The organism is Caldimonas manganoxidans ATCC BAA-369 (assembly GCF_000381125.1).
Lineage (GTDB): Bacteria > Pseudomonadota > Gammaproteobacteria > Burkholderiales > Burkholderiaceae_C > Caldimonas > Caldimonas manganoxidans.
Window position 1 is genome coordinate 104,538 of the sequence record NZ_KB905929.1, and the last position, 22,998, is coordinate 127,535.

The window sequence follows — 22,998 nt, forward strand, 5'->3', positions numbered from 1 at the left end:
CCGCGATCCCTGAGACCCATCCTGCGAGGACGACGAGGCATGCCCTCCAAAGCGACCACCGTCATCATCAGTGTGTTGGTGACCCTGTTTCTGGCGGCAGCGGCCTGGCTGGTCTGGGAGCGCCAGATGCGGCCTGCGGCCTCCGAAGCGGCCGTGGCCAGCCCGGCCTCCCAGGTTCGGCCGTCCGAGGCGCCCGCCCCGCCGGTCGAGGCGGCGCCCACCCTGCAGCATCCGGTGGATCGGCTGGCGGTGGCGGCCTCGGCCGACGCCGACGCGCATGACCGCTCGGGGGAGACGGTGCTCAAGGCGTTGAACCGGCTGCTGGGGCGCCAGGCCGTGCAGCGATTTCTGCTGACGGATGATTTCGTGCGCCGCGTGGTGGCCACCACCGATCAGCTGGCCCGACCGCAGGCGCCGTCACGTCTGTGGCCGGTGGCCCCGGCACCGGGGCGCTTCCAAGTGGAGTCACGCCAGGGGCGCACAGTGATTGCGGCCGCCAATGCAGACCGCTACGAACCGTTCGTGCGCTTCATCGAGTCGATCGATCTGACCGCAGCGGCAGCGCTGTACGTGCGTCACTATGGGCGCTTCCAGGCGGCGTATGAGGAACTGGGGTATCCCGGGCGCTACTTCAACGATCGCATGGTCGCGGTGGTCGACCATCTGCTGGACTGCCCCGAGCCGACCGAGCCGGTGGCAGTGCGCCTTCCCGAGGTGCAGGGGCCGGTGCAGCCAGCGCGGCCCTGGGTGATGTACGAATACGAGGATGCGCGCTTGCAGACGCTGTCGGCCGGGCACAAGCTGATGCTGCGCTTGGGCCCAGACCAACGCCAGCGGCTCAAAGAGCGCCTGGCCGAATGGCGACGGCTGATCACCACCCGGGATCCGGGGCGCCAGTAAAAAACGAGTTTGTGTTGGCGCCCGAGGGGGTGGGCGCGGTGGGCAGGGCGTGTCTGAATGTGTCGGCCGGTCGGCAGGCTCGGGGCCAGCCGGTAAACTCGGGCCCTTTGAAACCCCCATGGCATGACTGTGCGCACCACCGATCCGATGGCCGCATCCCTCGGGGCACCCGGGTGTGCTCCGTTCGAACTGCGCAGCGCTTCGCTGACCCTGGAAACCGTGTCTTTGCGCACCCGTGACCTGGATGTCCTGCAGGCCGCACTGCAGGCGCAGCTGGGCGCCAGCCCCGGAGCTTTCGATGGGGAGCCGGTCCTGGTGGACCTGGGGCCGGTGGCTGGCGATGCGCCGCCGTTGGACCTGGCCGCCTTGGTGGCGCTGCTGCGGGCCTATCGGATGCAGCCTGTGGCCGTGCGCGGGGGCACCGCGGCCGACCGCGAGGCTGCCCGTGCGTTGGGGCTGATCGAAGCGCCGGAGTCCTCGGGCATGCGCGAGCCCCGCGCGCCGATCCAAGAGGTCGTGCGCGAGGTCAGGGTGGAAGTGCCCGTCGAAGTCCCGGTGGAGGTGCCCACGATGGTGATCGAGCGGCCCCTGCGCTCGGGCCAGCAGGTCTATGCCAAGGGCGGGGACTTGATCGTGCTGGCGGCCGTGAATTTCGGTGCCGAGGTCATCGCCGATGGCCATGTGCATGTCTACGCCCCGCTGCGCGGCAAGGCGATTGCCGGGGCACGGGGCAACATCCATGCGCGCATCTTCAGCACCTGCCTCGAACCGGAACTGGTGGCCATCGCCGGCACCTACCGCACCACCGAGACGCCGTTGCCCGCAGAGGTGCTGGGCAAGCCGGCCCAGATCCGGCTGGAAGGTGACCGCCTCATCTTCCAGCCAGTGTGACCCCGTTCAACGACGAATCGTTCTCAGACACAAGGACTGCCTTCCATGGCCAAAATCATCGTGGTGACTTCCGGCAAGGGTGGCGTGGGCAAGACCACCACCAGCGCCAGCTTCGCCTCGGGCCTCGCATTGCGGGGCCACAAGACCGCCGTCATCGACTTCGACGTGGGGCTGCGCAACCTGGACCTCATCATGGGCTGCGAGCGTCGGGTGGTTTACGACCTGATCAATGTCATCCACCAAGAAGCCCATCTGCACCAGGCACTCATCAAGGACAAGCATTGTGAGCACTTGTATGTGCTGGCGGCGTCGCAAACCCGCGACAAGGACGCGCTGACCAAGGACGGTGTGCAGCGGGTGCTGGCCGAGCTGGAGGAGATGGGTTTCGAGTACATCGTCTGCGACTCGCCGGCGGGCATCGAGACTGGCGCGCTGATGGCCATGCACTTTGCCGACGAGGCGTTGGTGGTCACCAACCCCGAAGTGTCCTCGGTGCGCGATTCAGACCGCATCCTGGGCATGCTCAATTCCAAGACCCAGCGCGCCATCGACAAGCGCGAGCCGGTCAAGGAGCATCTGCTCATCACCCGCTACAACCCGCACCGCGTGGAAGGTGGGCAGATGCTGTCTTTGGAGGACATCCATGAGATCTTGCGCATCCCGCTGATCGGGGTGATTCCCGAGTCCGAGACGGTGCTTACGGCCTCCAATCAGGGGGTGCCGGCCATCCACATGCAAGGCAGCGATGTGTCCGAGGCGTACAAGGATGTGGTGGCTCGGTTCTTGGGTGAAGACAGACCCATGCGCTTCGTCGAGGCGGCCAAGCCGAGCTTTTTCAAGCGCTTGTTCGGGGGTAAATGACCCATGGGCTTTCTTTCATTCTTTCTCGACAAGAAGCCCAGTTCGGCCAGCACGGCCAAGGAACGGCTGCAACTCATCCTGGCCCATGAGCGCGGCCAGCGCAGTCGCAGCCCCGACTATCTGCCCGAGTTGCAGCGCGAGCTGATGGCCGTGATCTCCAAGTACGTGTCGGTCAACCCCGACGACATCAAAGTGCACCTCGAACGGCAGGACCATCTGGAGGTGCTGGAGGTCAAGATCGAGCTGCCCGACGGCAACCGCTGAATGGCAAAGCCGGCCTGGCCGTGAAAGATGCCACGGCCCCGGCGGCTTGCGTGCCAGACGAGCTCAGCCACCGGCCATGCGTGGCGCTAAGCTGGGGAGCCGATGAGCCGTCTGCCTGCGATCGCTTCGTCCGGTTTGCAAGCCGCCTCGACCCAGCTGGGCGTGGCGGCGCACAACATCGCCCATGCTCAGACGCCGGGTTTGCGGCCTCAGCAGGTGGTGTTGGAGACGCAGCCGGCCGGCGGGGTGCAGGCCGCCATCGTGTCGGCATCGCAACCTGGCGTCTCGCTGGCCCAGGAAATGCTTCGGCAGAGGGCGGCCAGCGATGCCTACATGGCCAATGCGCTGGTGTTGCAAACCCATCAACGCATGCTGGGCAGTTTGCTCGACACGCAAGCCTGAGGCGGGCTGAGGGACTCGGTGGGCGTGCCCAAGGGCCGGACCTCGGCTCACAGCATGCGGCCCAGGGTCGCGAGGGTGTAGACCGCCACGCCCAGCCCCAGGTTGGTGGCCACCCAACGCCCGATGGCCTGCAGCACCGAAGCGGCCGCCTGCCACTGGCCGCTGCGGACGGCTTGCTGCAAGCGCGGGTAGGCCGCCCAGCGAATGTGGCCGAAGACGGCCATCATCAACAGCCCAAGTGTGGCCATCGCATGCACGCTCCAGTGGACCGCACCGAAGCCCCCTTGCGCGAAGACCATCGCCAGCCCCGTGAGCAAGAGCACCGCGATGGCGGCCGCCACTCCATGGAGAAAGCGCCCCAGGGCGGCCGTCAGAAAGGGCAGGCGCTGGGCAGGGTCGAGGTGGCTGATTGCGGTTGGCCTCACGGCAAAGTGCATGCAGGCCATGCCCCCGACCCAGAAGGTGGCGGCCAGCAGATGAAGGATGAGGAGCACGGTGTACACAGTCATGAGGAGCGCGCGTTGCGTGAGGGGTGTCACGAATCGGGCCCGTGCCTGTCAGACGAGTTCCTAGGTGTGCCTTGGAAACGCGCTGACCCATGGTATGGGGATGCAAGCAGTGAAGTCCCGCAGGGTGGCCACTAGATTGTTCTCATCGTACCGTTTTCGGGGAGTTCCATATGGAAGCCGTGCTTGAACCCCAAGCCTGCGCGACCCGCTATGAGTTGCGTTTTCAGTCGCTTTTCCATCCCGGGCGCGGGCTGTGCTTTCCCTGCGATGCCCAGGGGCGGGTGGACCTGGATGCCTTGAGCGATCGCGCACGAGAAAACTACCTCTATGCCCGCGCCGTGGTGGGCCGGGAGTATGCGCACCCCTCGGTCGTGCCTTGCGACGGTGGGGGGATGCCCGGCGATCGGGGCAGACCGTCTTGAAAACCGGGTCTCTGACCCCAGCTTTGCCACCGAGACAGTGTTTGCCATTCAGCCATGAACGACACGACCATCCAGGTGCCGGCCCGCCTGCTGGGCCTCGTGATGATGGCGCGGCTGTTGCAGCGGCTGGACACCAGCCGCGAACCCGTCGATGCTCGGCAGTACCACGACGTGGTGCGGCGCTTACAGGATTTGCTGCAGACCACGCCCGTGGACGACGCGCTCAAGGCCGTGCTGAATGCCTACCCAGCCGCCGGCGAGGTGTATGAAAACCTGCGCTACGAGCATGCCGGCCTGTGCCTGCAGCCGCTGGAACGCTCGATGGGCACCGAACTGCAAGCCCGGGAGGTGCTGCGTCGGGTGGCACGGATGCGATAAGGAACCGAAGGGACGAGAGGCTCACTTCCCCCAGCCATCCTTCAGCCCGGTGATCCGGTTGAACACCGGCCGGCCGGCGGCATGGTCCTTGCGGTCGGCGCCAAAGTAGCCATGCCGCTCGAATTGAAACCGGTCTTCGGCCTGCGCCTGGGCCAACACCGGCTCCACATAAGCGGTCACGACCTTCAGGCTGGCGGGGTTCAGCACGGCTTTGAAGTCCTTGCCGCCGGCGTCGGGCTGGGGGTCGGTGAAGAGGCGGTCGTACAGGCGTACCTCGGCCTGCAGGGCCTCATGCGCGCCCACCCAGGTGATGGTGCCTTTGACTTTGACGGCATCGGCCCCAGGCGTGCCGCTTTTGGTATCGGGTAGTACGGAGGCCAGCACGGCCGTCACGCGGCCCGCGTCGTCTTTTTCGCAGCCGGTGCACTCGATCACGTAGCCGTATTTCAGCCGAACTTTGTTGCCGGGAAAGAGGCGGAAAAAGCCTTTGGGTGGGGTTTCGGCAAAGTCCTCGCGCTCGATCCACAGTTCAGGCCCCAGGCTGAAATGCCGCTGGCCGAGTTCCGGTCGCTGCGGATGCACCGGGGCCGTGCAGGGCTCGAGGTGCTCGGCGCTGCCAAACACGAGCGCCCAGTTGGTCAGCTTGAGCTTGACAGGGTCGAGCACGGCCATCGCCCGCGGGGCTTTGCCTTCCAGGTCGTCGCGCAAGGCGATCTCGAGGTTGGCGTAATCGATCCAACCGCCGGCCTTGCTGACGCCGGTGCGCTCGCAGAACAGCCGAATGGCCTCGGGCGTGTAGCCACGCCGGCGCAGGCCAACGATGGTGGGCATGCGCGGGTCGTCCCAGCCGCTGACGATGCCTTCATCCACCAATTGCTTGAGCTTGCGCTTGCTGGTGACCACGTAGGTGAGGTTCAGCCGCGCGAACTCGTACTGATGCGGCAGGTTGAACGGCTCGATCTGGTGTGCTTCCAGAGCCGATGCGAGCAAGGGCGTGAACTGGTGCGCCTGGGTCTTGAGCAACGAGAAGAATGTGGGCAGATCGCGCAGCACCGCATCGCGGTCGTGTTCCCATGTCGTGAACAGGGCGCGCATCTGGCGCTCGGGCTGGCTGTTGGCGCCCAGCTTGTGGGCGTGGTTGTGGCAGTGCAGCGCGAATTCCTTGCCCGCTTCCACGCCTTGCTGCTCGATGCGCTCGATCAACTGCTTGGCCCGTTCGAACTGCGGCGCACGCAGGATGGGCACGATGCGCTCCAGCACCCAGTCGTAGAAGGGGCGTTGGTCTTCGAACTCCAGCGTGCAGATGCTGTGGGTGATGTTTTCCAGCGCGTCCTCGATCGGGTGTGCGAAGGTGTACATCGGGTAGATGCACCACGCATCACCGGTGTTGTGGTGCGTGGCATGCTTGATGCGGTAGATCGCCGGGTCGCGCAGGTTGATGTTGGGCGAGGCCATGTCGATCTTGGCGCGCAGCACCATGGCACCATCGGGGTGGCGGCCGGCGCGCATCTCTCGAAAGCGCACCAGGCTTTCTTCGGCAGGACGGTTGCGGTAAGGGCTGTCGATGCCCGGCTCGGTCAGCGTGCCGCGGTGAGCACGCATTTGTTCCGGCGTTTGTTCGTCCACATAGGCGTGACCGGTCTCGATCAAGTACTCGGCCGCGCGGTACATGAAGTCGAAATAGTTGCTGGCGTAGTAGAGGTGGGTGCTGCCATGGGCTTCCCAGCTCCAACCGAGCCAGCGCACCGCCTCGAGAATGGCATCGACATACTCCTGCTCCTCCTTCTCGGGGTTGGTGTCGTCGAAGCGCATGTGGCACACGCCGCCGTAGTCTTGCGCCAGGCTGAAGTTGATCCAGATGCTCTTGGCATGGCCCACGTGCAGATAGCCGTTGGGCTCCGGGGGAAAGCGCATGCGCACCCGCGCCGGGTCGATGCCACCGCTTTCGTGGTGGCTGCCATCGCCGGGGCTGCCAGCCCAGCGGCGGCCATGGTAGCGGCCCTGGAGCAGGTCGCGCTCGATCACTTGGCGCAGGAAGTTGCTGACTTTGGCGTCGTCTTTGGAAGCAGGGGCCGACATGAGGCTGCTGTGATTCTGGATGACTGAACGGTCATTCTATCGAGCCTCCCCCCCTTCAGAGGGAGGCCGACTCCCCCTTTAGGCCGAGGCGCCGCCTGTGCAGGCGACCTAGACTGCACGGGTGGACACACGCTTGGGGCTGCGCCATGGATGAGCAGGACTTCGATGAGCAACTCGCGGACACCCGGGGGGAGGTGATGGCCCTGTGGATCGGTGCCGTGGGCCTGGTGCTGGTGGCCATCCTGGGATGGGTGCTGATCGGGTACTAGACGCGGCTTCCGGCGTAAAGCGTGAGTGGACACTTTCGTCGAGGCCCCGGGGTTCACGCCGCGATGGTCGGCATGTGGGGCCGACTCCAGCGGTTTGCATTTGCTTGCAACGTAAAGCAACGTAAAAATGGGCGGATCGAGCCCACCACGACGGCGATCGATGCGTTAATTGGGGCAAGGTCCGCGCTACGTCGGGCCGAAGGAGAAACGCTATGAACCGACGCACCGTCTTTGCCAGCCTGGCCCTTGCGGCAACCGCCATGGGCGCTGCCGCGCCGGCCTATGCCGACAAGGTTTATTGGTCCATCGGCATCAGCTCGCCCGGGGTGACGACCACCGTGTCGAACGCCCGCCCGATCTACCATGTTGCGCCGCCGCCGGCGGTGGTCTATCCCCCGGTGGTCTATCACGCCCCTGCGGTGGTCTATCCCGCCCCTGCGGTGGTGTATCGGCCTGCGCCGGTGGTGGTGCACCCCGCGCCGGTGGTGGCCTATCCCTATCCGTATTACGGCAAGCCGCGCAAGCATTGGCGCCACCCCCACGACTGATTGAACGGCATCGAAGTCTGGCCGGCCTAGGCGCGGACGAGGAGGTGCTCTCGCTCACCTCGACTGGCAGAGCTGTGCAGCGTTGGTCTGTCGGCCCGCTTCTCGGGCCGGCTGCGCCCAGGCAGTTGCCGCACGCGCAGCATGCCGTGCGCCTGCGCCAGCGTCGCGTTGGGGTTCGATGACCGATCAGCGGCCTCGGCGTGAGCCGCCCAACAAGCTGCCCAGCACGCCCCGAATGATTTCTCGGCCCACGGTGCTGCCGATGGTGCGAGCGGCCGACTTGGCCAAGGCATCCACGACCCCTTCGCGCCGCCCGCCGCGCGGGCCGGTGGAGCCGAACAGCACGTCGCCCAGGTTGCCGAGCATGCCTGCGCCGTCGGCACCCGGCAGGGGCTGGGTCGCACGGGATCCAGCTTGCTCGGCCCCTGCCTGGGCGCGTGCTTTGAGCAGCTCGTAGGCCGATTCCCGGTCTTGGACCTTCTCGTACACCCCTGCCACCAGCGAGCGTTGCAACAGCGCGCGCCGTTGCTCGGGCGTGATCGGCCCGATCTGGCTGCCTGGCGGCAGCACGTAGACGCGCTCGGTCACGCCTGGGCGTCCTTTTTCATCCAGGAAACTGACCAGCGCCTCGCCCACGGCCAATTCGGTGATGGCGGCTTGCAGGTCCAGCGAAGGATTGGCGCGCATCGTGCTGGCCGCAGCTTTGACGGCTTTCTGGTCGCGCGGGGTGAAGGCGCGCAGGGCGTGCTGTACCCGATTGCCCAGTTGGGCCAGCACGCTGTCGGGGATGTCCAGCGGGTTTTGAGTCACGAAATACACCCCCACGCCCTTGGAGCGCACCAGGCGTACCACCAACTCGATGCGCTCGAGCAAGGCCTTGGGCGCATCCTTGAACAAGAGGTGCGCTTCGTCGAAGAAGAACACCAGTTTGGGCTTGTCGAGGTCTCCCACTTCGGGCAGCGTCTCGAACAGCTCCGACAGCATCCATAGCAAAAACGAGGCGTACAGCTGAGGTGCGTTCATCAAGCGGTCGGCCGCCAGGATGTTGACGACGCCCTGACCGGCCTCGGTTTGCATGAAGTCCCCGATGTCCAGCATGGGCTCGCCGAAGAAGCGGTCACCGCCTTGTTCTTCGATGCGCAGCAACCCCCGCTGAATGGCCCCCACGCTGGCGGCGCTGATGTGGCCGTAGTCGGTGGTGAACTGCTTGGCGTTGTCGCCGACGAACTGCAGCATGGACCGCAGGTCTTTCAGGTCCAGCAGCAGCAATTGGTGGTCGTCGGCGATCTTGAACACCAGCGTGAGCACGCCTTGCTGAGTTTCGTTCAGGTCGAGCATGCGGCCCAGCAGCAGTGGGCCCATGTCGCTGATGGTGGCGCGCACCGGGTGACCCTGTTCACCGAAGACATCCCACAGGGTGGTCGGGCAAGCCCAAGGCTCAGGCGGGTTCAGGCCGCGCTCGGCCAGGACCTTGGCCACCTTGTCGGGCAAGCTGCCGCGCTGCGAGATGCCGGTGAGATCGCCTTTGACGTCAGCCATGAACACCGGCACGCCGATTTTGGAGAAATTCTCGGCCAGCGTTTGCAGGGTGACGGTCTTGCCCGTGCCCGTGGCTCCGGTGATCAGGCCATGGCGGTTGGCCAGGGCGGGCAGCAGGTGGCATTGGATGTCGCCGCGCTGGGCGATCAAGAGAGGGTCGGCCATGGCAGCAGCTGGTGTGGGTGGCACAAGTAAAATCGCAGTCTATCCAACAAATCCGTTTTCCAAGCGCTGCGCCGGTGGTTTTGCGTGCCGGTGCGGCCTGCCAGGAGCTTTCCGACCATGGCCGGACATTCCAAATGGGCCAACATTCAGCATCGTAAAAGCCGCCAGGACGAAAAGCGCGGCAAGATCTGGACGCGTGTCATCCGCGAGATCATGGTGGCTGCCCGTCAAGGGGGCGGCGACCTCTCGGCCAATCCGCGCTTGCGCTTGGCCGTCGAGAAGGCCAAGGCGGCCAACATGCCGGCCGATACGATCAAGCGCAACATCGACAAGGCCACGGGCAACCTCGAAGGCGTGCATTACGAGGAGGTCCGCTACGAGGGCTATGGCATTGGCGGTGCAGCCGTCATCGTCGATTGCATGACCGACAACCGCGTGCGCACGGTGGCCGAGGTGCGTCATGCCTTCAGCAAGCATGGCGGCAATTTGGGCACCGAAGGCTCGGTGGCCTTCCAGTTCAAGCATTGTGGGCAGTTCGTGTTCGCGCCCGGCACCAGCGAGGACAAGGTCATGGAGGTGGCCTTGGACGCCGGCGCCGAAGACGTGCTGACCGACGAGGACGGCAGCATCGAGGTGCTGTGTGCGCCGGCCGACTTCGAGACCGTTCAGCAGGCCTTGCAAGCCGCAGGTCTGAAGGCCGAAGTCGCCGAGGTCACGATGCGTGCTGAAAACACCGTCACCTTGGAAGGCGAAGACGCTGCGCGCATGCGCAAACTGCTGGATGCGCTCGAGGACCTCGACGACGTCCAGGAGGTTTATCACAACGCCGAGATCAACGACTGATCTGGGCTTTACGGACATCCCCATGAAAGTTCTCGTCATCGGCTCCGGCGGCCGTGAGCATGCGCTGGCCTGGAAGCTGGCGCAGTCCGCGCGCGTGCAAACCGTGTATGTGGCCCCTGGCAATGGGGGCACGGCGCTGGACAAGCGCTTGCGCAACGTGCCGATCACCGACATTGCCGAACTGGCCGACTTTGCTCAGTCCGAGAAGATCGCGCTGACGGTGGTCGGCCCCGAGGCCCCGTTGGCTGCTGGCGTGGTCGATGCCTTTCGCGCCCGTGGCCTGCGCATCTTCGGCCCCACGCAGGCGGCCGCCCAGCTCGAAAGCTCCAAGGCCTTCGCCAAAGACTTCATGAAGCGCCATGGCATCCCCACGGCGGCCTACGAAACCTTCAGCGACGCGGCCGCAGCCCATGCCTATGTGGACCGCCTGGGGGCTCCCATCGTGATCAAGGCCGATGGCTTGGCGGCCGGCAAGGGCGTGGTCGTGGCCATGAGCTTGTCCGAAGCCCATCAAGCGGTGGACTGGATGCTGCTGGACAACAAGCTCGGCGTGCAGCACAACGCCGGCGGGGCCCGGGTCGTGATCGAGGAATACCTGCAGGGTGAGGAAGCCAGCTTCATCGTGCTGTGCGACGGCAAGAACGTGCTGCCCCTGGCCACCAGCCAGGACCACAAGCGCTTGCTCGATGCCGATGCCGGCCCCAACACCGGCGGCATGGGGGCGTACTCGCCTGCGCCGGTGGTCACGCCCAATGTGCACGCGCGCGTGATGCAGGAGATCATCGGCCCCACCATCGCGGGCATGGCCAAAGACGGCATTCCCTACACCGGTTTTTTGTATGCCGGCTTGATGATCGATGCGCAGGGGCGGCCCAAGACCTTGGAGTTCAACTGCCGCATGGGCGACCCCGAGACCCAGCCCATCATGATGCGGCTGCGCAGCGATCTGTTGGAGGTGCTGCTGGCCGCCACCGAGGGGACGCTGGACAAGGTCGAGCTCACTTGGGACCGCCGGGTGGCCCTGGGGGTGGTGTTGGCCGCCCATGGCTACCCGCTGCAGCCGCGCAAAGGCGATCCCATCGAGGGCTTGCCGGCCGAGGCGCCCGACGCCATGGTCTTTCATGCCGGCACCATGCTCGATGGCGATGGTCAGCTGCGGACGGCCGGCGGCCGGGTGCTGTGCGTGACCGCGCTGGGCGACTCGGTCAAAGCGGCTCAGCAGCGCGCCTATGAGACCCTGCGGGGCATCCGTTTCGACGGCATGCAGTACCGCAGCGACATCGGTTTTCGGGCCCTGCGGCGGTAAGCGCAATGGATGTCGCGGCGGTACGTCACTACCTGCTGTCGCTGCAAGAGCGCATCGTCAGCGCCTTGGAAGCGGCCGACGGCCAAGCCTTCTTGCGCGATGCATGGACGCGGCCTCCTGGTGAGACTTTGCAAGGCGATGGCCTGACGCGCTTGGTGGAAGAAGGCGGTCTCTTCGAGCGAGGCGGTTGCAATTTTTCGCATGTGCGAGGCCCCCGGTTGCCGGCGTCGGCCACGCAACACCGTCCCGAGCTGGCCGGCGCGCCGTTCGAGGCCCTGGGCGTGTCCTTGGTGCTGCATCCGCGCAACCCCTATGTGCCCACCGTGCACATGAACGTGCGCATGCTCGCGGCCTTGCCGGCCGAGGCGCAGCCGGTCACCTGGTTCGGGGGCGGCATGGACCTGACGCCTTACTACGGCTTCGAAGAGGACGCGGTGCATTTCCACCGCAGTTGCCGCGAGGCCCTGGCTCCGTTCGGCGCAGACAAGTACCCCCGCTTCAAGCGCTGGTGCGACGAGTACTTCTTTCTGAAGCATCGAAACGAACCCCGCGGCATCGGCGGAATCTTCTACGATGATTTCAATGAGGGCGGCTTCGATACCGGCTTTGCGCTGACGCGCGCCGTCGGAGACGCCTTCTTGGGGGCCTACTTGCCCATCGTCGAGCGGCGCCGAGCCCTGCCCTATGGGCAGCGGGAACGCGATTTCCAGGCCTATCGTCGGGGACGTTATGTCGAGTTCAATCTGGTCTGGGACCGGGGCACCCATTTTGGCCTGCAGTCTGGCGGACGCACCGAGTCCATCTTGATGTCGATGCCACCGAGTGCGCAATGGCGCTATCGCTGGACGCCGCAGCCGGGCACGCCCGAGGCGCGTTTGTACAGTGATTTTCTCGTGCCGCGCGATTGGGTCTGAGGCGGCCACCATGGAAGCCCGGCGCGTGGGGATCTTTGGCGGCAGCTTCGATCCGGTGCACAACGCTCACGTGGCGCTGGCCCGGCTGGCGCTGGCCCACCTGGCCTTGGATCGCGTGGTGTGGATTCCCGCTGGCCAGCCCTGGCAGAAGGCCCGCCGCCTGGCGCCGGCCGAGCATCGCCTGGCCATGGTGCGAGCCGCGGTGGCCGATGAGCCGCGCTTCGAGGTGGACGACTGCGAGATCCGTCGAGCCGGCCCGAGTTATACCTTGGACACCGTCAAGGAGCTGCGTGAGCGATGGCCCGGGGTGCAAGAGTGGTTCCTGATCTTGGGGCAGGATCAGTACGCCGCATTGTCCACCTGGCACGGCTGGCGCGAGCTGCTGCAATGCGTGACGTTGGCCGTGGCCGGACGCGAGGGATGCGAACCAGCCCCGCACGAGGCCCTGCGCTCGGTGCCCCATCGCCTCCACACCCTGCCTTTGCCACCGTTGCCCGTGTCCTCCACCCTGGTGCGGCAACGCCGGGCCGCAGGTCTGGACATCGTCGCTCTGGTTCCGCCGGCAGTGGCAAGCTATATTGATTGCCATCGGCTCTATCTCACCGAATGACACGCCTCAATACCCCCTCAATGGACATCCGCAAACTGCAACGCGCCATCGTCAATGGCCTGGAAGACGTCAAGGCTCAGGACATCGTGATCTTCAACACCGAGCACCTTTCGCCGCTGTTCGAGCGCGTGATCGTGGCCTCGGGCACGTCCAACCGTCAAACCAAGGCCCTGGCCGCCAGCGTGCGCGAAGAGGTCAAGAAGCAAGGGTTTTCGGTGATCAGCACCGAGGGGGAGGACAACGGCGAGTGGATCATCGTCGACTGCGGGGCGGCCGTGGCGCACATCATGCAGCCGGCCATTCGCCAGTACTACAACCTCGAGGAGATCTGGGGGGACAAACCCGTCAGGCTCAAACTGAGCCAGACCAAGACCCTGCCCCAAGCCCGTGGGCCCGAGGCATCGACGCCGGCCAAGTCGGCGACTTCTGCGAAGAAAACGACGGCGACCGCCCAAAAAGCGACCGCCACGAAGAAAACGACCGCGGCGAAGACGACGACCGCGGCGAAGAAAACGACTGCAGCGAAGAAAACGATCGCAGTAAAGAAAGCCGCTGTCGTCAAGAGCACGACCGCGGTCAAGAAAACGGCGGCCGCCAAGACCACCGGGGCGGCGAAAAAAACCGCCGCAAAGTCTGCCCCCGCCAAACGGCCTGCCGCGAAGAAGGCGGCCTCGCGCAGCAAAGCATGAAGCTCGTCGTCGTCGCGGTCGGCCAGCGGATGCCGGGCTGGGCCGAGACGGCGTATGAGGACTACGCCCGGCGCTTTCCGCCCGAGCTGCGGCTGGAACTGAAGGCGGTCAAGACCGAACCGCGCGGATCCAAGTCGCTCGACTCCTTGCTGGCGGCCGAGCGCACACGCATCGAGGCGGCCTGCCCGAAAGGAGCGCGCACCGTGGTGCTCGATGAGCGCGGCGATCGGCTCACCACCCAGCAATTGAGTGTGCGCTTGAAGGACTGGATGCACGGTGGGCGCGACGTGGCGTTGCTGATCGGCGGGCCCGACGGTCTGGACCCGGCCTTGCGCGATGGGGCCGATGAGCGCATTCGGTTGTCCGACCTGACCTTGCCGCATGCCATGGTGCGTGTGCTGTTGGCCGAGCAGCTGTACCGAGCCTGGTCGCTGATCGTGGGGCATCCCTACCACCGGGAATGAGCATCGACCTTCGCATGAGCGCCGACTTCAACTTCATCTACCTGGCTTCTCAAAGCCCTCGCCGCCGGCAGTTGCTCGACCAAATCGGCGTGCCCTACGAGCTCCTCTTGCCCGAGGCCGACGAAGACGCAGAGGCCCTCGAGGCCGTGTGCGCCGGGGAGTCCGCCAAAGACTATGTGCAACGCGTCACCCGCGCCAAGCTGGACGCTGCACTCGCGCGCCGGGCTCGTCGCGCCTTGCCCGAGGCGCCAGTGCTGTGCGCGGACACCACGGTGGCCTTGGGGCGGCGCATTCTGGGCAAGCCGGCCGACGCCGTGCAGGCGCGTGAGATGCTGATGGCTTTGTCCGGACGCGAACACCGGGTGTTGACGGCCGTGGCCGTGGGGCAGGGGGCGCGGCGTGAGCTGCTGCTCAACGTCTCGCGGGTGCGTTTCTCGATCCTGGCGCCGGATCAGATCGACCGCTATGTGGCCAGCGGCGAGCCTTTTGGCAAGGCTGGAGCCTACGGCATCCAGAGCCGCGCGGCGGTGTGGATCGACCGTATCGTCGGCAGTTACTCCAGTATCATGGGTTTGCCGCTGCACGAAACCGGCCTGCTGCTGCAGCGCTTTGGCGTGCGTGTCTGAAGTGATCGGTTCGAGCGTTGCATGCAAGACATCCTGATCAACTGGTCGCCCCAGGAAACCCGTGTGGCCATCGTCGAGAATGGCGCGGTGCAGGAGCTGCACATCGAGCGCACGCTCGAGCGGGGGTTGGTGGGCAACATTTACACCGGCAAAGTGGTGCGCGTGCTGCCGGGCATGCAATCGGCCTTCATCGACATTGGGCTGGAGCGCGCGGCCTTCCTGCACGTGGGGGACTTGGTGCACCGCAACGGCACTGGCGAGGCGGCTGCGGCCACCCCCATCGAGAAGCTCGTCTTCGAAGGCCAGAGTCTCACGGTGCAAGTGATCAAGGATCCGATCGGCACCAAGGGCGCACGCCTGTCGGCCCAGATCAGCATCGCCGGACGGTTGCTGGTGTACCTGCCCCACGACGACCACATCGGCATCTCGCAGAAGATTGGCTCCCCCGAATTGCGCGAGCAGTTGCGTGCGCGCATGGCTCGCTTGGTCGGACAAGCCCAAGATGGCGGCGGCGGTGGATTCATCCTGAGGACCAATGCCGAAGACGCCAGCGACGAGGAACTGGCCGCGGATATCGCGTACTTGCGCAAGACTTGGGCAGGGGTGCGCGAGCGTTCTTTCAAGAGCCCGCCCGGGACCTTGCTGTACGAAGACCTCAACCTCGCACAGCGGGTGCTGCGCGATCTCGCGGGGGAAGACACCCAGTCCATCCGCATCGACTCGCGCATGCAGTTCGAGGCGCTGCAAGCCTTCGGCCGCGAGTTCACGCCCCGAGCGGTGTGCAAGTTGGAGCTCTACACGGGGGAGCGGCCGATCTTCGATCTCTACAACATCGACCAGGAGATCGAGCGGGCCCTGGCCCGGCGCGTGGATCTCAAGTCTGGGGGCTATCTCATCATCGACCAGACCGAGGCTTTGACGACCATCGATGTGAACACCGGCGGTTACGTCGGCGCGCGCAATTTCGATGACACGATTTTCAAGACCAATCTCGAGGCGGCTCAGGCCATCGCCCGCCAACTGCGTCTGCGCAACCTGGGCGGCATCATCATCGTCGACTTCATCGACATGGTGCGCGAGGACCATCAGGAAGCGGTGCTGGCCGAGCTGCGGCGTCAGCTCGCGCGCGACCGTGTCAAGATGACCGTCAGTGGCTTTACCCAGCTCGGCCTGGTGGAGATGACGCGCAAACGCACCCGCGAGTCGCTGGCCCACATGTTGTGCGAACCTTGCCCCACCTGCCAGGGCAAGGGCTCGGTCAAGACGGCGCGCAGCGTGTGCTACGACATCTTGCGCGAAATCTTGCGCGAGGCCCGACAGTTCAACCCCAAGGAATTCCGGGTGGTGGCCAGCGCGGCCGTGGTCGAGATGTTGCTGGACGAGGAGAGCCAGTACCTGGCCGGGCTGAGCGAGTTCATCGGCAAGCCCATCTCGCTGCGCACCGAGCCCACGCTGTCGCCTGAGCAATACGACATCGTCTTGCTGTGATCGGCATCAGCCTTTGGAGCGGGGCACTCGTCCCATCAAGTAAAACTCGTCATTCGGACGCAGGTTGATCAAGTTGGCCATGCGATTGGACAGGCCGAACAACGCGGTGATCGCGCCAATGTCCCAGATGTCCTCGTCCGAGAAGCCGTGCGCGTGCAGCGCCTCGAAATCGGCGTCCACCACTTCATGCGAGCGCAGGCAGACCTTCAGCGCAAAGTCGAGCATGGCTTGCTGGCGTGGGCTCAGGTCGGCCTTGCGGTGATTCACCGCAATCTGGTCGGCCAGCAGGGGCTGCTTCTCGTAGACGCGCAGGATGGCACCATGAGCGACCACACAGTACAAGCAGTGGTTTGCGCCGCTCGTGGCCACCACGATCATTTCTTTCTCGCCCTTGGACAGCCCCGACTCGCGCAGCATCAGCGCATCGTGGTAGGCGAGGAAGGCTCGGCATTCGTCGGGCCGGTGCGCCAGGGCCAGAAAGACATTGGGCACGAAGCCGGCCTTGTCCTGGACCTCCAGAAAGCGCCGGCGCAGATCTTCGGGAACGTCGAGCAGCTCGGGCACGGGGTAGCGGCTGATGGGAGCAGGGGCCATGATGGGCAACCGATGCGGGGACAGGATGTCCATTATCGTGAGCGCCCAGACACACGGCCCCCCGGGTCTGCCCGGGGCTCTCGTTGGGAACTGTTGCATCTGCATGCTCGCAGCAGCACCCGCACAGGCGACAATACGGGGTTGAGGCCGACGGAACCTGTCGGCATGAACCGGCTCACACGCCTGGAGGGCGCGCAGCCGTCGGCCGGGTGAGCGCCGCAACAGCATCAGTCCAAGGAGTTCGATGAGGATGTGGTCCCGACGTTCCTTCATGTCCGTGCCGGCCGCCATGGTGGCCTGGCCGGCCGTGGCGCAGTTCCGGGTCGACATTTCAGGCGTGGGGGCCACCCAGTTCCCGATTGCTGTCCTGGCCTTCGATGGCGAGGCTGGGCGCACGCAGCAGGTCTCGGCCATCGTGCGGGCCGATCTGGAGCGGTCTGGCCAGTTTCGCATGGTGCCCACCGACGGGGCCGTGCTCAACGAGCGCGCGATGCCCGTGATGACCGCCTGGCGCAGCCGCGGGGCCGATGCTTTGGTGGCCGGCAGCATCACTCGGCTGGCTGACGGCCGGGTCGACGTGCGCTTCAAGCTCTGGGATGCCGTGCGGGGGCAGGACCTCGGCGGCGAAGCCCATGCGGTGGCCGATGCCGACTTGCGCCTGGCCGCGCACCGCATTGCCGACTACGTCTACGAGAAGCTCACCGGGGAGCGTGGTGTTTTTGCCACGCGCATTGCCTATGTGACCCAGGCCGCGCAGCGACACACGCTGTGGGTGGCCGATTCGGACGGTGAGGGGGCGCAGGTGGCGCTGACCAGTGCCGAGCCCATCATCTCGCCCGCGTGGTCGCCCGACGGCCGCGAGCTTGCCTACGTGTCCTTCGAGACGCGCAAGCCCGTGGTCTTCGCCCAAGAGGTGGCTTCCGGGCAGCGGCGTGCGATTGCCAGCTTCAAGGGCTCCAACAGTGCGCCGGCCTGGTCGCCCGACGGTCAGCACATCGCCGTCGTGCTCACGCGCGATGGTTCATCCCAGATCTACACCGTCCAGCGCAGTGGCAACACTCTTCGCCGGCTCACCTCCAGCATGGGGATCGACACCGAGCCGGTCTACACCCCCGACGGGCGGCAGATCTACTTCGTCAGTGATCGAGGGGGCAGTCCACAGATCTATCGCATGTCGGCCTCGGGCGGCGCGGCCGAGCGTGTGACCTTCAGTGGAAGCTACAACATCAGTCCTGCGATCAGCCCGGATGGCCGCTGGATGGCCTACATCTCCCGCGAGGGCAACGCGTTTCGCTTGCAGCTGATGGAGCTGGCCACAGGCAACGTGACCGCGTTGACCACCACGGCGCACGACGAAAGCCCGAGTTTTGCGCCCAACAGCCGGCTCATCGTCTACGCCACGCGTCAGAATGGCCGCAACGTGCTGATGACCACCACGCTGGATGGTCGCATCAAGGCCACGTTGTTGTCCAATCGAGGCGATGTTCGAGAGCCGGCTTGGGGGCCCTACGGACGATGAACCCGACCCCATCACGGTCTCGTGTCAGCCTGGCGGGCCGCTTTGGCGTTGAGCCCGTTGGCGCCCTCGGGCTGCTTTCGTGTATCCGATGTCATTCCAAGGAGAAAAGTCCATGAATCTGCGTTCCCTGGCCAAGTTCGGCGGCACCGTGCTGCTGTCGGTCGTCCTGGCCGCTTGCGGCTCCAACGTCAAGCTCGATGAAACGCCGGTGGAATCGCGCACGGCCACCCCGGTGCCCGGCGGCTCTGGCCAGTCCCAGGCGCAGTCGCAGGTTTCGACGGTGACCGCCCCGGGCAGCTCGGGCAGCCAGCTGGAGGCGGCTAGCCAACTGGCCCGTGTGATCTACTTCGATTTCGACAGCTACGTGCTCAAGGAGGAGTTCCGTCCGACCGTGGCGGCCTATGCCCGACTGCTCACGGCGGATCCCAATCGTCGTCTGACGATCGAAGGCCACACCGACGAGCGCGGCGGCAGCGAGTACAACCTGGCCCTTGGTCAGAAGCGTGCCGAGGCCGTGCGCCGAGCCCTCGAACTGCTGGGCGTGCGTGAGTCGCAGTTGGAGGCCGTCAGCTATGGCAAGGAGCGTCCGGCCGTGGCCGGCTCCAACGAGGAAGCCTGGGCGAAGAACCGCCGGGCCGAACTGATCCTGCGCTGAGGATCCCGATGTCGAAGTCTCTGAGCCGATGCCTGGAGCGCGCACGAGGGCCGCGCCTGGCGCCTGCGGGGGCTGCCTTGGCCGTGGCCGCGGCCCTGTTCCTGCCCACCGGGGCGCATGCTTTGTTTGGCGACGATGAAGCGCGTCGGGCCATCCTCGATCTGCGCCAGCGATTCGAGCAGGCGGGCGAGGCGCAAAAGGCCGAGCAGGCCCGTACTGCCGAGCAGTTCGATCAGCTGCGCCGCAGTGTGCTCGAACTGAACACCCAGCTCGAGCTGATGCGAGGCGAGATCGCCCGCTTGCGTGGCCGCAACGAGGAACTGGCGCGCGAGATCGCCGAGTTGCAGCGGCGTCAGACCGACCTTGCCCAGGGGCTCGACGAGCGCATCCGTCAGGTCGAGCCGCAACGCACGGTGGTCGATGGCAAAGAGATCGTCGTGCGGCCCGATGAGCGGAGTGACTACGAGGCAGCACTGGACATCTTCCGCAAAGGCGACTTCCAAAACGCAGCAGCGGCGTTCATGTCTTTCCAGCGTCGCTACCCGGGCAGTGGCTACACCGAGTCCGTGCTGTACTGGCTGGGCAATGCCCATTACGGCCGGCGCGACTACAAAGAGGCCCTGGCCACGTTCCGGCAGCTCGTCACCGCCGCGCCGGATCATCCGCGCGCACCCGAAGCGTGGTTGTCCATTGCGATGTGCCAGATCGAACTGAAGGATCGTCCCGGCGCTCGCCGCACGCTGGAAGACCTGATCAAGAACTACCCCCAGTCCGAAGCTGCGCGCGAAGCGCGCGAACGCCTGGCCGCCCTGAAGCAATGAGTCCTTTTTGCAGGGCCTGAGCCTCCGGAGCGGGTTGGGGGCTTGCCTACAATCAGGCCCATGCAAGACATTGATCTGTCCTCTCTCACGAGTCAGGTGCTGTGGGCGGCCTTCGTGCTCGCAGCCCTCTTCGGCGCCATTGCACAGCGCACCCATTTTTGCACCATGGGGGCAGTGTCGGACATCGTGACGATGGGTGACTGGAGCCGCATGCGCATGTGGGTCATGGCCATGGGGGTGGCCATCATCGGCTTCAACGTCATGGTGGGCCTGGGCTGGGTGTCGGCCGCCGACACTTTCTATGCCGGACCGCGGCTTTTGTGGTTGTCGGCCCTTGTGGGGGGGCTGCTTTTCGGCTTCGGCATGGTGCTGGCCTCGGGCTGCGGCAGCAAGACCCTGGTGCGTATCGGTGCGGGCAACCTGAAGTCCTTGGTGGTGTTCTTGGTGCTCGGTTTGGCGGCCTTTGCCACCTTGCGCGGCATCACCGGCGTGCTGCGTGTGAACACGGTCGATACCGTCTATGTCGAGCTGCCGATGGGCCAAGATCTGCCCCGATTGTGGAGCAGCTTGACCGGATGGGAGCCGTCCTTGTCGGCCTGGACTTGGGGGCTGCTGGTCGGCGGCGCCTGCCTGGCGTGGGCCTGGGCGCGGCCCGAGGGCCGCCGTGGCAACACCCTGCTGGCCGGGCTGGGGATCGGCGCCGTGATCGTGGGGGTGTGGTGGGTGTCTGGCCGGCTGGGCTTCGTGGCCGAGCACCCCGAGACGCTCGAGGCCACCTTCTTGGCCACCAATTCGCGGCGCATGGAGTCGCTCAGCTTCGTCGCTCCGTATGCTTATGCGCTGGACTGGTTGATTTATTTCAGCGACACCAGCAAGACGCTCACGCTGGGCATCGTCAGCTGTGCGGGCGTGGTGACCGGTTCGGCCCTCCAGGCGCTGGCCAGCGGCACTTTCCGTTGGGAGGGCTTCCGTGACGTCCAGGACACGGCCCACCATCTGATCGGAGGGGCATTGATGGGCGTGGGAGGCGTGACGGCCATGGGGTGCACGATCGGTCAGGGCCTGTCTGGCATCTCCACCCTGTCGCTGGGGAGTTTTCTGGCCTTGGCCGGCATCCTCACGGGCGCCGTGCTGGCGTTCAAGTATCAGACGTGGCGCTTGGCGCGCATGGCCTGAGCATGGAACCGGCGGCTTCTTGGGCCGAGGGGCTGGTCCCTCCTTCCGACGACCTCGAGCTGGAGCGCCGCTTCGGCGGTTTGCGCCGCCTGTACGGTGCGGCGGGCTACGGCCGTATCCGCGCGGCCCGCGTGGCCGTGGTGGGGGTTGGCGGCGTCGGTTCTTGGGCCGTGGAGGCCCTGGCACGCAGTGGCGTGGCCGAATTGGTGCTGATCGATCTGGACCATGTGGCCGAGTCGAACATCAATCGACAAATCCATGCGCTCGATGCCACCCTCGGCCAGGCCAAAGTGCTGGCCTTGCGCGAGCGCATCGTCGGCATCCATCCGGGCTGCCGGGTGCGCGCGATCGAGGAGTTCGTCGAACCGGACAACTGGCCTGCGCTGCTGGACGGGCACACCATCGATGCCTTGATCGATGGCTGCGACCAAGTGCGAGCCAAGCAAGCCTTGGCGCAATGGGCGCTGAGCCAGCCTCGGCTCGTGCACGTCTGCGTCGGGGCGGCCGGGGGCAAACGTCACGCGCACCGGGTCGAGCTGGCCGACCTCGCCGAGGTCACCCATGACCCCTTGCTCGCCTCGCTGCGCCAACGCCTGCGCAAGCAAGGACTGGCGCCGCGCCAGGGGCGCATCGGAGTGGCTTGCGTGTATTCGAAGGAACCGGTCGGGCGGCCCGATGGGGCCTGCAGCACCGATGGCAGCCTCAATTGTCACGGCTATGGATCGGTGGTGTCGGTCACGGCCACCTTTGGGCTCGTGGCGGCAGGAACTGTGCTCGACCGGCTGGCGGCCGGTAAGGCTTGATGCATTGACCAATTCATGTCTATAATCACAGGCTTTCCGGGTCGTTAGCTCAGTCGGTAGAGCAGCGGACTTTTAATCCGTTGGTCGCAGGTTCGAATCCTGCACGACCCACCACCTTCGATACCGTCTGGCCCGTGCCGGTCAGACGCTGGCCCAAGGGCTGGGGCTCTTAGCTCAGCTGGTAGAGCAGCGGACTCTTAATCCGTAGGTCGTAGGTTCGAATCCTACAGGGCCCACCAACATCCCCAAGCGCTCCCATAGCGATTCCCAAGCGGGTCGATCGGGCCATGCGACTCCAGCCGTGCGACGGTGGCGCGTTGCGGCGTTGTTTTCGCGCGATCTGGGAGGTCGCTGGCGCTTGCGGAGGGGCGCCGATCAGGACGTACTGCGCAGGCGCAGTCGGTTGGGCAGGGGCGTGGAGCGGCGCAGCACGTCCTCGGCGAGCCATACGGCCGAGCGGCGCGCGCGCTGGGCGACGGTGGGCAAGGGCAGTTGCTGGTAGTCGTCGTTGAAGACCTCGAAGCTGTAGTCGCCTCGGTAGCCCAGCCGATCCAGCCGCACCACGATGTCAGCCAGCGCATCCGTGTGCACACCTTCGCCGGGAAACACTCGGAAGTGACGCGCCGTGGTCATGCGCTCTTCGAAGCTGCGCACCTCGTTCCACAGGAAATCGGACAGCTGCACCAGAAAGATCTTGCTCGCATCGATGCCGTCCAAGGCATCGAGAGGCGTCTTGGCGGCCAGCAGGTGATAGGAGTCGATGGCCAATCCCAGGTTGGAGCGGTCGGCGCGGCACACCACCTCCCAAGCCGTGGTGTATTCATTGACGGTCCGTCCCCAGGACAAGCCTTCATAGGCCACCTTGATGCCCAAGGGCACGGCCAACGTGGCCAGTTTGCGCAGGTCGCGGGCCAGATCGTCGAGGTCACTGCTGGCATGTTGTGAGGTGGACGAACACGCCAGCAGCACCTTGGCGCCTAGCGCATGGCACATCTCGAGCATGCCCTTGGCGATGTCGACCTTGTAGTCGTGCAGGTGGCCCGACAAGCCCTCGAAATCGCGCAAGACCTGAAACCCGGTGACGCGCAAGCCACTGGCACGAACCTCTTGCACGGCCGCGCGCCAGCCCTCGGGATGCCCCACCAAATCACGTGCCGAGAGCATGATCTGACCAAAGCCGGCCTCGCGCACGGCCCGAAGCTTGGCGCGCAGATCGCCGGCCAGGGTGATGGTGTCCATCCCAAAGTCGTCGAAGTGCATGGT

At 65.6% G+C, this 22,998-nt stretch carries 27 protein-coding genes and 2 tRNA genes; 24 read left to right on the plus strand and 5 right to left on the minus strand.

What is annotated here, in order from left to right; genetic code table 11:
- Positions 1 to 39: 39 nt before the first annotated feature.
- The 5 genes from F615_RS0100455 (at position 40) to F615_RS0100475 (ending at position 3,318) form a co-directional block, all read left to right on the plus strand.
- Positions 40 to 900, plus strand: a complete 861-nt coding sequence (locus tag F615_RS0100455; RefSeq protein ID WP_019559202.1) for a DUF3014 domain-containing protein — start codon at positions 40 to 42, stop codon at positions 898 to 900.
- Between the two features lie 123 nt (positions 901 to 1,023).
- Complete coding sequence (minC, locus tag F615_RS0100460) at positions 1,024 to 1,791, plus strand: septum site-determining protein MinC (protein ID WP_019559203.1); 768 nt, start codon at positions 1,024 to 1,026, stop codon at positions 1,789 to 1,791.
- A gap of 45 nt (positions 1,792 to 1,836) precedes the next feature.
- Positions 1,837 to 2,652, plus strand: coding sequence for a septum site-determining protein MinD (minD, locus tag F615_RS0100465; RefSeq protein WP_019559204.1), 816 nt, complete (start codon positions 1,837 to 1,839; stop codon positions 2,650 to 2,652).
- 3 nt (positions 2,653 to 2,655) lie between these two features.
- The gene (gene minE, locus F615_RS0100470) at positions 2,656 to 2,916 is read left to right on the plus strand and encodes a cell division topological specificity factor MinE (protein ID WP_019559205.1); all 261 of its coding nucleotides are present in this window, start codon (positions 2,656 to 2,658) and stop codon (positions 2,914 to 2,916) included.
- Between the two features lie 102 nt (positions 2,917 to 3,018).
- Positions 3,019 to 3,318 (plus strand): flagellar basal body rod C-terminal domain-containing protein, encoded by a 300-nt coding sequence (locus F615_RS0100475; RefSeq protein ID WP_019559206.1) that lies wholly within the window; start codon positions 3,019 to 3,021, stop codon positions 3,316 to 3,318.
- 47 nt (positions 3,319 to 3,365) lie between these two features.
- Here the strand turns inward: F615_RS0100475 and F615_RS17465 are convergent, their stop codons facing one another.
- Entirely contained in the window at positions 3,366 to 3,827 is a 462-nt protein-coding gene (locus tag F615_RS17465) for a CopD family protein (protein WP_019559207.1), read from the minus strand.
- A 170-nt stretch (positions 3,828 to 3,997) separates the two neighbouring features.
- Between F615_RS17465 and F615_RS0100485 the strand changes: the two genes are divergently transcribed.
- Entirely contained in the window at positions 3,998 to 4,249 is a 252-nt protein-coding gene (locus F615_RS0100485) for a hypothetical protein (RefSeq protein WP_019559208.1), read from the plus strand.
- Between the two features lie 54 nt (positions 4,250 to 4,303).
- Positions 4,304 to 4,627, plus strand: a complete 324-nt coding sequence (locus tag F615_RS0100490; RefSeq protein ID WP_019559209.1) for a hypothetical protein — start codon at positions 4,304 to 4,306, stop codon at positions 4,625 to 4,627.
- A 21-nt stretch (positions 4,628 to 4,648) separates the two neighbouring features.
- On the opposite strand, the gene F615_RS0100495 is transcribed toward F615_RS0100490, so the two are convergent.
- Positions 4,649 to 6,706 (minus strand): glutamine--tRNA ligase, encoded by a 2,058-nt coding sequence (locus F615_RS0100495; RefSeq protein ID WP_019559210.1) that lies wholly within the window; start codon positions 6,704 to 6,706, stop codon positions 4,649 to 4,651.
- 146 nt (positions 6,707 to 6,852) lie between these two features.
- Here F615_RS0100495 and F615_RS20635 point away from each other — a divergent pair, with 146 nt between their 5' ends.
- The gene (locus F615_RS20635) at positions 6,853 to 6,975 is read left to right on the plus strand and encodes a hypothetical protein (RefSeq protein ID WP_019559211.1); all 123 of its coding nucleotides are present in this window, start codon (positions 6,853 to 6,855) and stop codon (positions 6,973 to 6,975) included.
- Positions 6,976 to 7,187: 212 nt separating this feature from the next.
- Entirely contained in the window at positions 7,188 to 7,523 is a 336-nt protein-coding gene (locus F615_RS17470) for a hypothetical protein (RefSeq protein ID WP_019559212.1), read from the plus strand.
- A 186-nt stretch (positions 7,524 to 7,709) separates the two neighbouring features.
- On the opposite strand, the gene F615_RS0100510 is transcribed toward F615_RS17470, so the two are convergent.
- Entirely contained in the window at positions 7,710 to 9,227 is a 1,518-nt protein-coding gene (locus tag F615_RS0100510; RefSeq protein WP_019559213.1) for a helicase HerA-like domain-containing protein, read from the minus strand.
- 117 nt (positions 9,228 to 9,344) lie between these two features.
- On the opposite strand from F615_RS0100510, the gene F615_RS0100515 reads away from it, so the two are divergent.
- Genes F615_RS0100515 through rng form a run of 8 tightly spaced genes read left to right on the plus strand, consistent with a single transcriptional unit; the run spans position 9,345 to position 16,167 of the window.
- Positions 9,345 to 10,070, plus strand: a complete 726-nt coding sequence (locus F615_RS0100515) for a YebC/PmpR family DNA-binding transcriptional regulator (RefSeq protein WP_019559214.1) — start codon at positions 9,345 to 9,347, stop codon at positions 10,068 to 10,070.
- A gap of 22 nt (positions 10,071 to 10,092) precedes the next feature.
- On the plus strand, positions 10,093 to 11,376 hold the full coding sequence (purD, locus tag F615_RS0100520) for a phosphoribosylamine--glycine ligase (RefSeq protein ID WP_019559215.1): 1,284 nt from the start codon (positions 10,093 to 10,095) through the stop codon (positions 11,374 to 11,376).
- A gap of 5 nt (positions 11,377 to 11,381) precedes the next feature.
- Entirely contained in the window at positions 11,382 to 12,290 is a 909-nt protein-coding gene (gene hemF / locus F615_RS0100525; protein ID WP_019559216.1) for an oxygen-dependent coproporphyrinogen oxidase, read from the plus strand.
- A gap of 10 nt (positions 12,291 to 12,300) precedes the next feature.
- Positions 12,301 to 12,900 carry a nicotinate-nucleotide adenylyltransferase gene (nadD, locus tag F615_RS0100530; RefSeq protein ID WP_019559217.1) on the plus strand — a complete coding sequence of 200 codons (600 nt, stop codon included), beginning with the start codon at positions 12,301 to 12,303 and terminating at the stop codon, positions 12,898 to 12,900.
- Between the two features lie 20 nt (positions 12,901 to 12,920).
- Complete coding sequence (rsfS, locus tag F615_RS0100535) at positions 12,921 to 13,589, plus strand: ribosome silencing factor (protein ID WP_019559218.1); 669 nt, start codon at positions 12,921 to 12,923, stop codon at positions 13,587 to 13,589.
- Positions 13,586 to 14,053 carry a 23S rRNA (pseudouridine(1915)-N(3))-methyltransferase RlmH gene (gene rlmH, locus F615_RS0100540; RefSeq protein WP_019559219.1) on the plus strand — a complete coding sequence of 156 codons (468 nt, stop codon included), beginning with the start codon at positions 13,586 to 13,588 and terminating at the stop codon, positions 14,051 to 14,053. Before rsfS ends, rlmH begins: the two co-directional genes overlap by 4 nt.
- Positions 14,050 to 14,679 carry a Maf family protein gene (locus F615_RS0100545; RefSeq protein WP_245558301.1) on the plus strand — a complete coding sequence of 210 codons (630 nt, stop codon included), beginning with the start codon at positions 14,050 to 14,052 and terminating at the stop codon, positions 14,677 to 14,679. The genes rlmH and F615_RS0100545 overlap by 4 nt, the downstream gene beginning before the upstream one ends.
- Before the next feature lie 21 nt (positions 14,680 to 14,700).
- A complete protein-coding gene (gene rng, locus F615_RS0100550; RefSeq protein WP_019559221.1) occupies positions 14,701 to 16,167 on the plus strand; it encodes a ribonuclease G in 1,467 nt (488 codons plus the stop codon).
- 6 nt (positions 16,168 to 16,173) lie between these two features.
- Here rng and F615_RS0100555 read toward each other — a convergent pair whose 3' ends face one another.
- Entirely contained in the window at positions 16,174 to 16,761 is a 588-nt protein-coding gene (locus tag F615_RS0100555) for a peroxidase-related enzyme (RefSeq protein ID WP_026329888.1), read from the minus strand.
- Between the two features lie 244 nt (positions 16,762 to 17,005).
- Here F615_RS0100555 and tolB point away from each other — a divergent pair, with 244 nt between their 5' ends.
- From tolB to F615_RS0100590, 7 genes are all read left to right on the plus strand, one after another.
- Positions 17,006 to 18,280: a Tol-Pal system beta propeller repeat protein TolB gene (tolB, locus tag F615_RS0100560; protein WP_033370778.1), complete on the plus strand. Its 1,275-nt coding sequence runs from the start codon at positions 17,006 to 17,008 to the stop codon at positions 18,278 to 18,280.
- A gap of 112 nt (positions 18,281 to 18,392) precedes the next feature.
- The gene (pal, locus tag F615_RS0100565; RefSeq protein ID WP_019559224.1) at positions 18,393 to 18,935 is read left to right on the plus strand and encodes a peptidoglycan-associated lipoprotein Pal; all 543 of its coding nucleotides are present in this window, start codon (positions 18,393 to 18,395) and stop codon (positions 18,933 to 18,935) included.
- Between the two features lie 8 nt (positions 18,936 to 18,943).
- Complete coding sequence (gene ybgF, locus F615_RS0100570; protein WP_019559225.1) at positions 18,944 to 19,756, plus strand: tol-pal system protein YbgF; 813 nt, start codon at positions 18,944 to 18,946, stop codon at positions 19,754 to 19,756.
- A gap of 60 nt (positions 19,757 to 19,816) precedes the next feature.
- Positions 19,817 to 20,932, plus strand: a complete 1,116-nt coding sequence (locus F615_RS0100575) for a YeeE/YedE family protein (RefSeq protein ID WP_019559226.1) — start codon at positions 19,817 to 19,819, stop codon at positions 20,930 to 20,932.
- A gap of 2 nt (positions 20,933 to 20,934) precedes the next feature.
- The gene (locus tag F615_RS0100580) at positions 20,935 to 21,735 is read left to right on the plus strand and encodes a tRNA threonylcarbamoyladenosine dehydratase (RefSeq protein ID WP_051090157.1); all 801 of its coding nucleotides are present in this window, start codon (positions 20,935 to 20,937) and stop codon (positions 21,733 to 21,735) included.
- A gap of 38 nt (positions 21,736 to 21,773) precedes the next feature.
- A tRNA-Lys gene (locus F615_RS0100585) sits at positions 21,774 to 21,849 on the plus strand.
- 49 nt (positions 21,850 to 21,898) lie between these two features.
- Positions 21,899 to 21,974, plus strand: a tRNA-Lys gene (locus F615_RS0100590).
- A 136-nt stretch (positions 21,975 to 22,110) separates the two neighbouring features.
- Here F615_RS0100590 and F615_RS0100595 read toward each other — a convergent pair.
- A complete protein-coding gene (locus F615_RS0100595) occupies positions 22,111 to 22,995 on the minus strand; it encodes a sugar phosphate isomerase/epimerase family protein (RefSeq protein ID WP_019559228.1) in 885 nt (294 codons plus the stop codon).
- Between the last annotated feature and the right edge of the window lie 3 nt (positions 22,996 to 22,998).

What these genes read in the sequence shown, in the direction of transcription:
- rlmH (WP_019559219.1), top strand. Translation starts at nt 13,586, where the DNA reads ATGAAGCTCGTCGTCGTCGCGGTCGGCCAGCGGATGCCGGGCTGGGCC.
- F615_RS20635 (WP_019559211.1), top strand. Translation starts at nt 6,853, where the DNA reads ATGGATGAGCAGGACTTCGATGAGCAACTCGCGGACACCCGGGGGGAG.
- F615_RS0100485 (WP_019559208.1), top strand. Translation starts at nt 3,998, where the DNA reads ATGGAAGCCGTGCTTGAACCCCAAGCCTGCGCGACCCGCTATGAGTTG.
- F615_RS0100545 (WP_245558301.1), top strand. Translation starts at nt 14,050, where the DNA reads ATGAGCATCGACCTTCGCATGAGCGCCGACTTCAACTTCATCTACCTG.
- tolB (WP_033370778.1), top strand. Translation starts at nt 17,006, where the DNA reads ATGAGGATGTGGTCCCGACGTTCCTTCATGTCCGTGCCGGCCGCCATG.
- F615_RS0100510 (WP_019559213.1), bottom strand. Translation starts at nt 9,227, where the DNA reads ATGGCCGACCCTCTCTTGATCGCCCAGCGCGGCGACATCCAATGCCAC.
- F615_RS0100490 (WP_019559209.1), top strand. Translation starts at nt 4,304, where the DNA reads ATGAACGACACGACCATCCAGGTGCCGGCCCGCCTGCTGGGCCTCGTG.
- F615_RS17465 (WP_019559207.1), bottom strand. Translation starts at nt 3,827, where the DNA reads ATGACTGTGTACACCGTGCTCCTCATCCTTCATCTGCTGGCCGCCACC.
- F615_RS0100515 (WP_019559214.1), top strand. Translation starts at nt 9,345, where the DNA reads ATGGCCGGACATTCCAAATGGGCCAACATTCAGCATCGTAAAAGCCGC.
- F615_RS17470 (WP_019559212.1), top strand. Translation starts at nt 7,188, where the DNA reads ATGAACCGACGCACCGTCTTTGCCAGCCTGGCCCTTGCGGCAACCGCC.
- minC (WP_019559203.1), top strand. Translation starts at nt 1,024, where the DNA reads ATGACTGTGCGCACCACCGATCCGATGGCCGCATCCCTCGGGGCACCC.
- F615_RS0100495 (WP_019559210.1), bottom strand. Translation starts at nt 6,706, where the DNA reads ATGTCGGCCCCTGCTTCCAAAGACGACGCCAAAGTCAGCAACTTCCTG.
- F615_RS0100555 (WP_026329888.1), bottom strand. Translation starts at nt 16,761, where the DNA reads ATGGCCCCTGCTCCCATCAGCCGCTACCCCGTGCCCGAGCTGCTCGAC.
- minE (WP_019559205.1), top strand. Translation starts at nt 2,656, where the DNA reads ATGGGCTTTCTTTCATTCTTTCTCGACAAGAAGCCCAGTTCGGCCAGC.
- rsfS (WP_019559218.1), top strand. Translation starts at nt 12,921, where the DNA reads ATGGACATCCGCAAACTGCAACGCGCCATCGTCAATGGCCTGGAAGAC.
- F615_RS0100455 (WP_019559202.1), top strand. Translation starts at nt 40, where the DNA reads ATGCCCTCCAAAGCGACCACCGTCATCATCAGTGTGTTGGTGACCCTG.
- rng (WP_019559221.1), top strand. Translation starts at nt 14,701, where the DNA reads ATGCAAGACATCCTGATCAACTGGTCGCCCCAGGAAACCCGTGTGGCC.
- nadD (WP_019559217.1), top strand. Translation starts at nt 12,301, where the DNA reads ATGGAAGCCCGGCGCGTGGGGATCTTTGGCGGCAGCTTCGATCCGGTG.
- F615_RS0100580 (WP_051090157.1), top strand. Translation starts at nt 20,935, where the DNA reads ATGGAACCGGCGGCTTCTTGGGCCGAGGGGCTGGTCCCTCCTTCCGAC.
- pal (WP_019559224.1), top strand. Translation starts at nt 18,393, where the DNA reads ATGAATCTGCGTTCCCTGGCCAAGTTCGGCGGCACCGTGCTGCTGTCG.
- minD (WP_019559204.1), top strand. Translation starts at nt 1,837, where the DNA reads ATGGCCAAAATCATCGTGGTGACTTCCGGCAAGGGTGGCGTGGGCAAG.
- F615_RS0100475 (WP_019559206.1), top strand. Translation starts at nt 3,019, where the DNA reads ATGAGCCGTCTGCCTGCGATCGCTTCGTCCGGTTTGCAAGCCGCCTCG.
- purD (WP_019559215.1), top strand. Translation starts at nt 10,093, where the DNA reads ATGAAAGTTCTCGTCATCGGCTCCGGCGGCCGTGAGCATGCGCTGGCC.
- ybgF (WP_019559225.1), top strand. Translation starts at nt 18,944, where the DNA reads ATGTCGAAGTCTCTGAGCCGATGCCTGGAGCGCGCACGAGGGCCGCGC.
- F615_RS0100575 (WP_019559226.1), top strand. Translation starts at nt 19,817, where the DNA reads ATGCAAGACATTGATCTGTCCTCTCTCACGAGTCAGGTGCTGTGGGCG.
- F615_RS0100595 (WP_019559228.1), bottom strand. Translation starts at nt 22,995, where the DNA reads ATGCACTTCGACGACTTTGGGATGGACACCATCACCCTGGCCGGCGAT.
- hemF (WP_019559216.1), top strand. Translation starts at nt 11,382, where the DNA reads ATGGATGTCGCGGCGGTACGTCACTACCTGCTGTCGCTGCAAGAGCGC.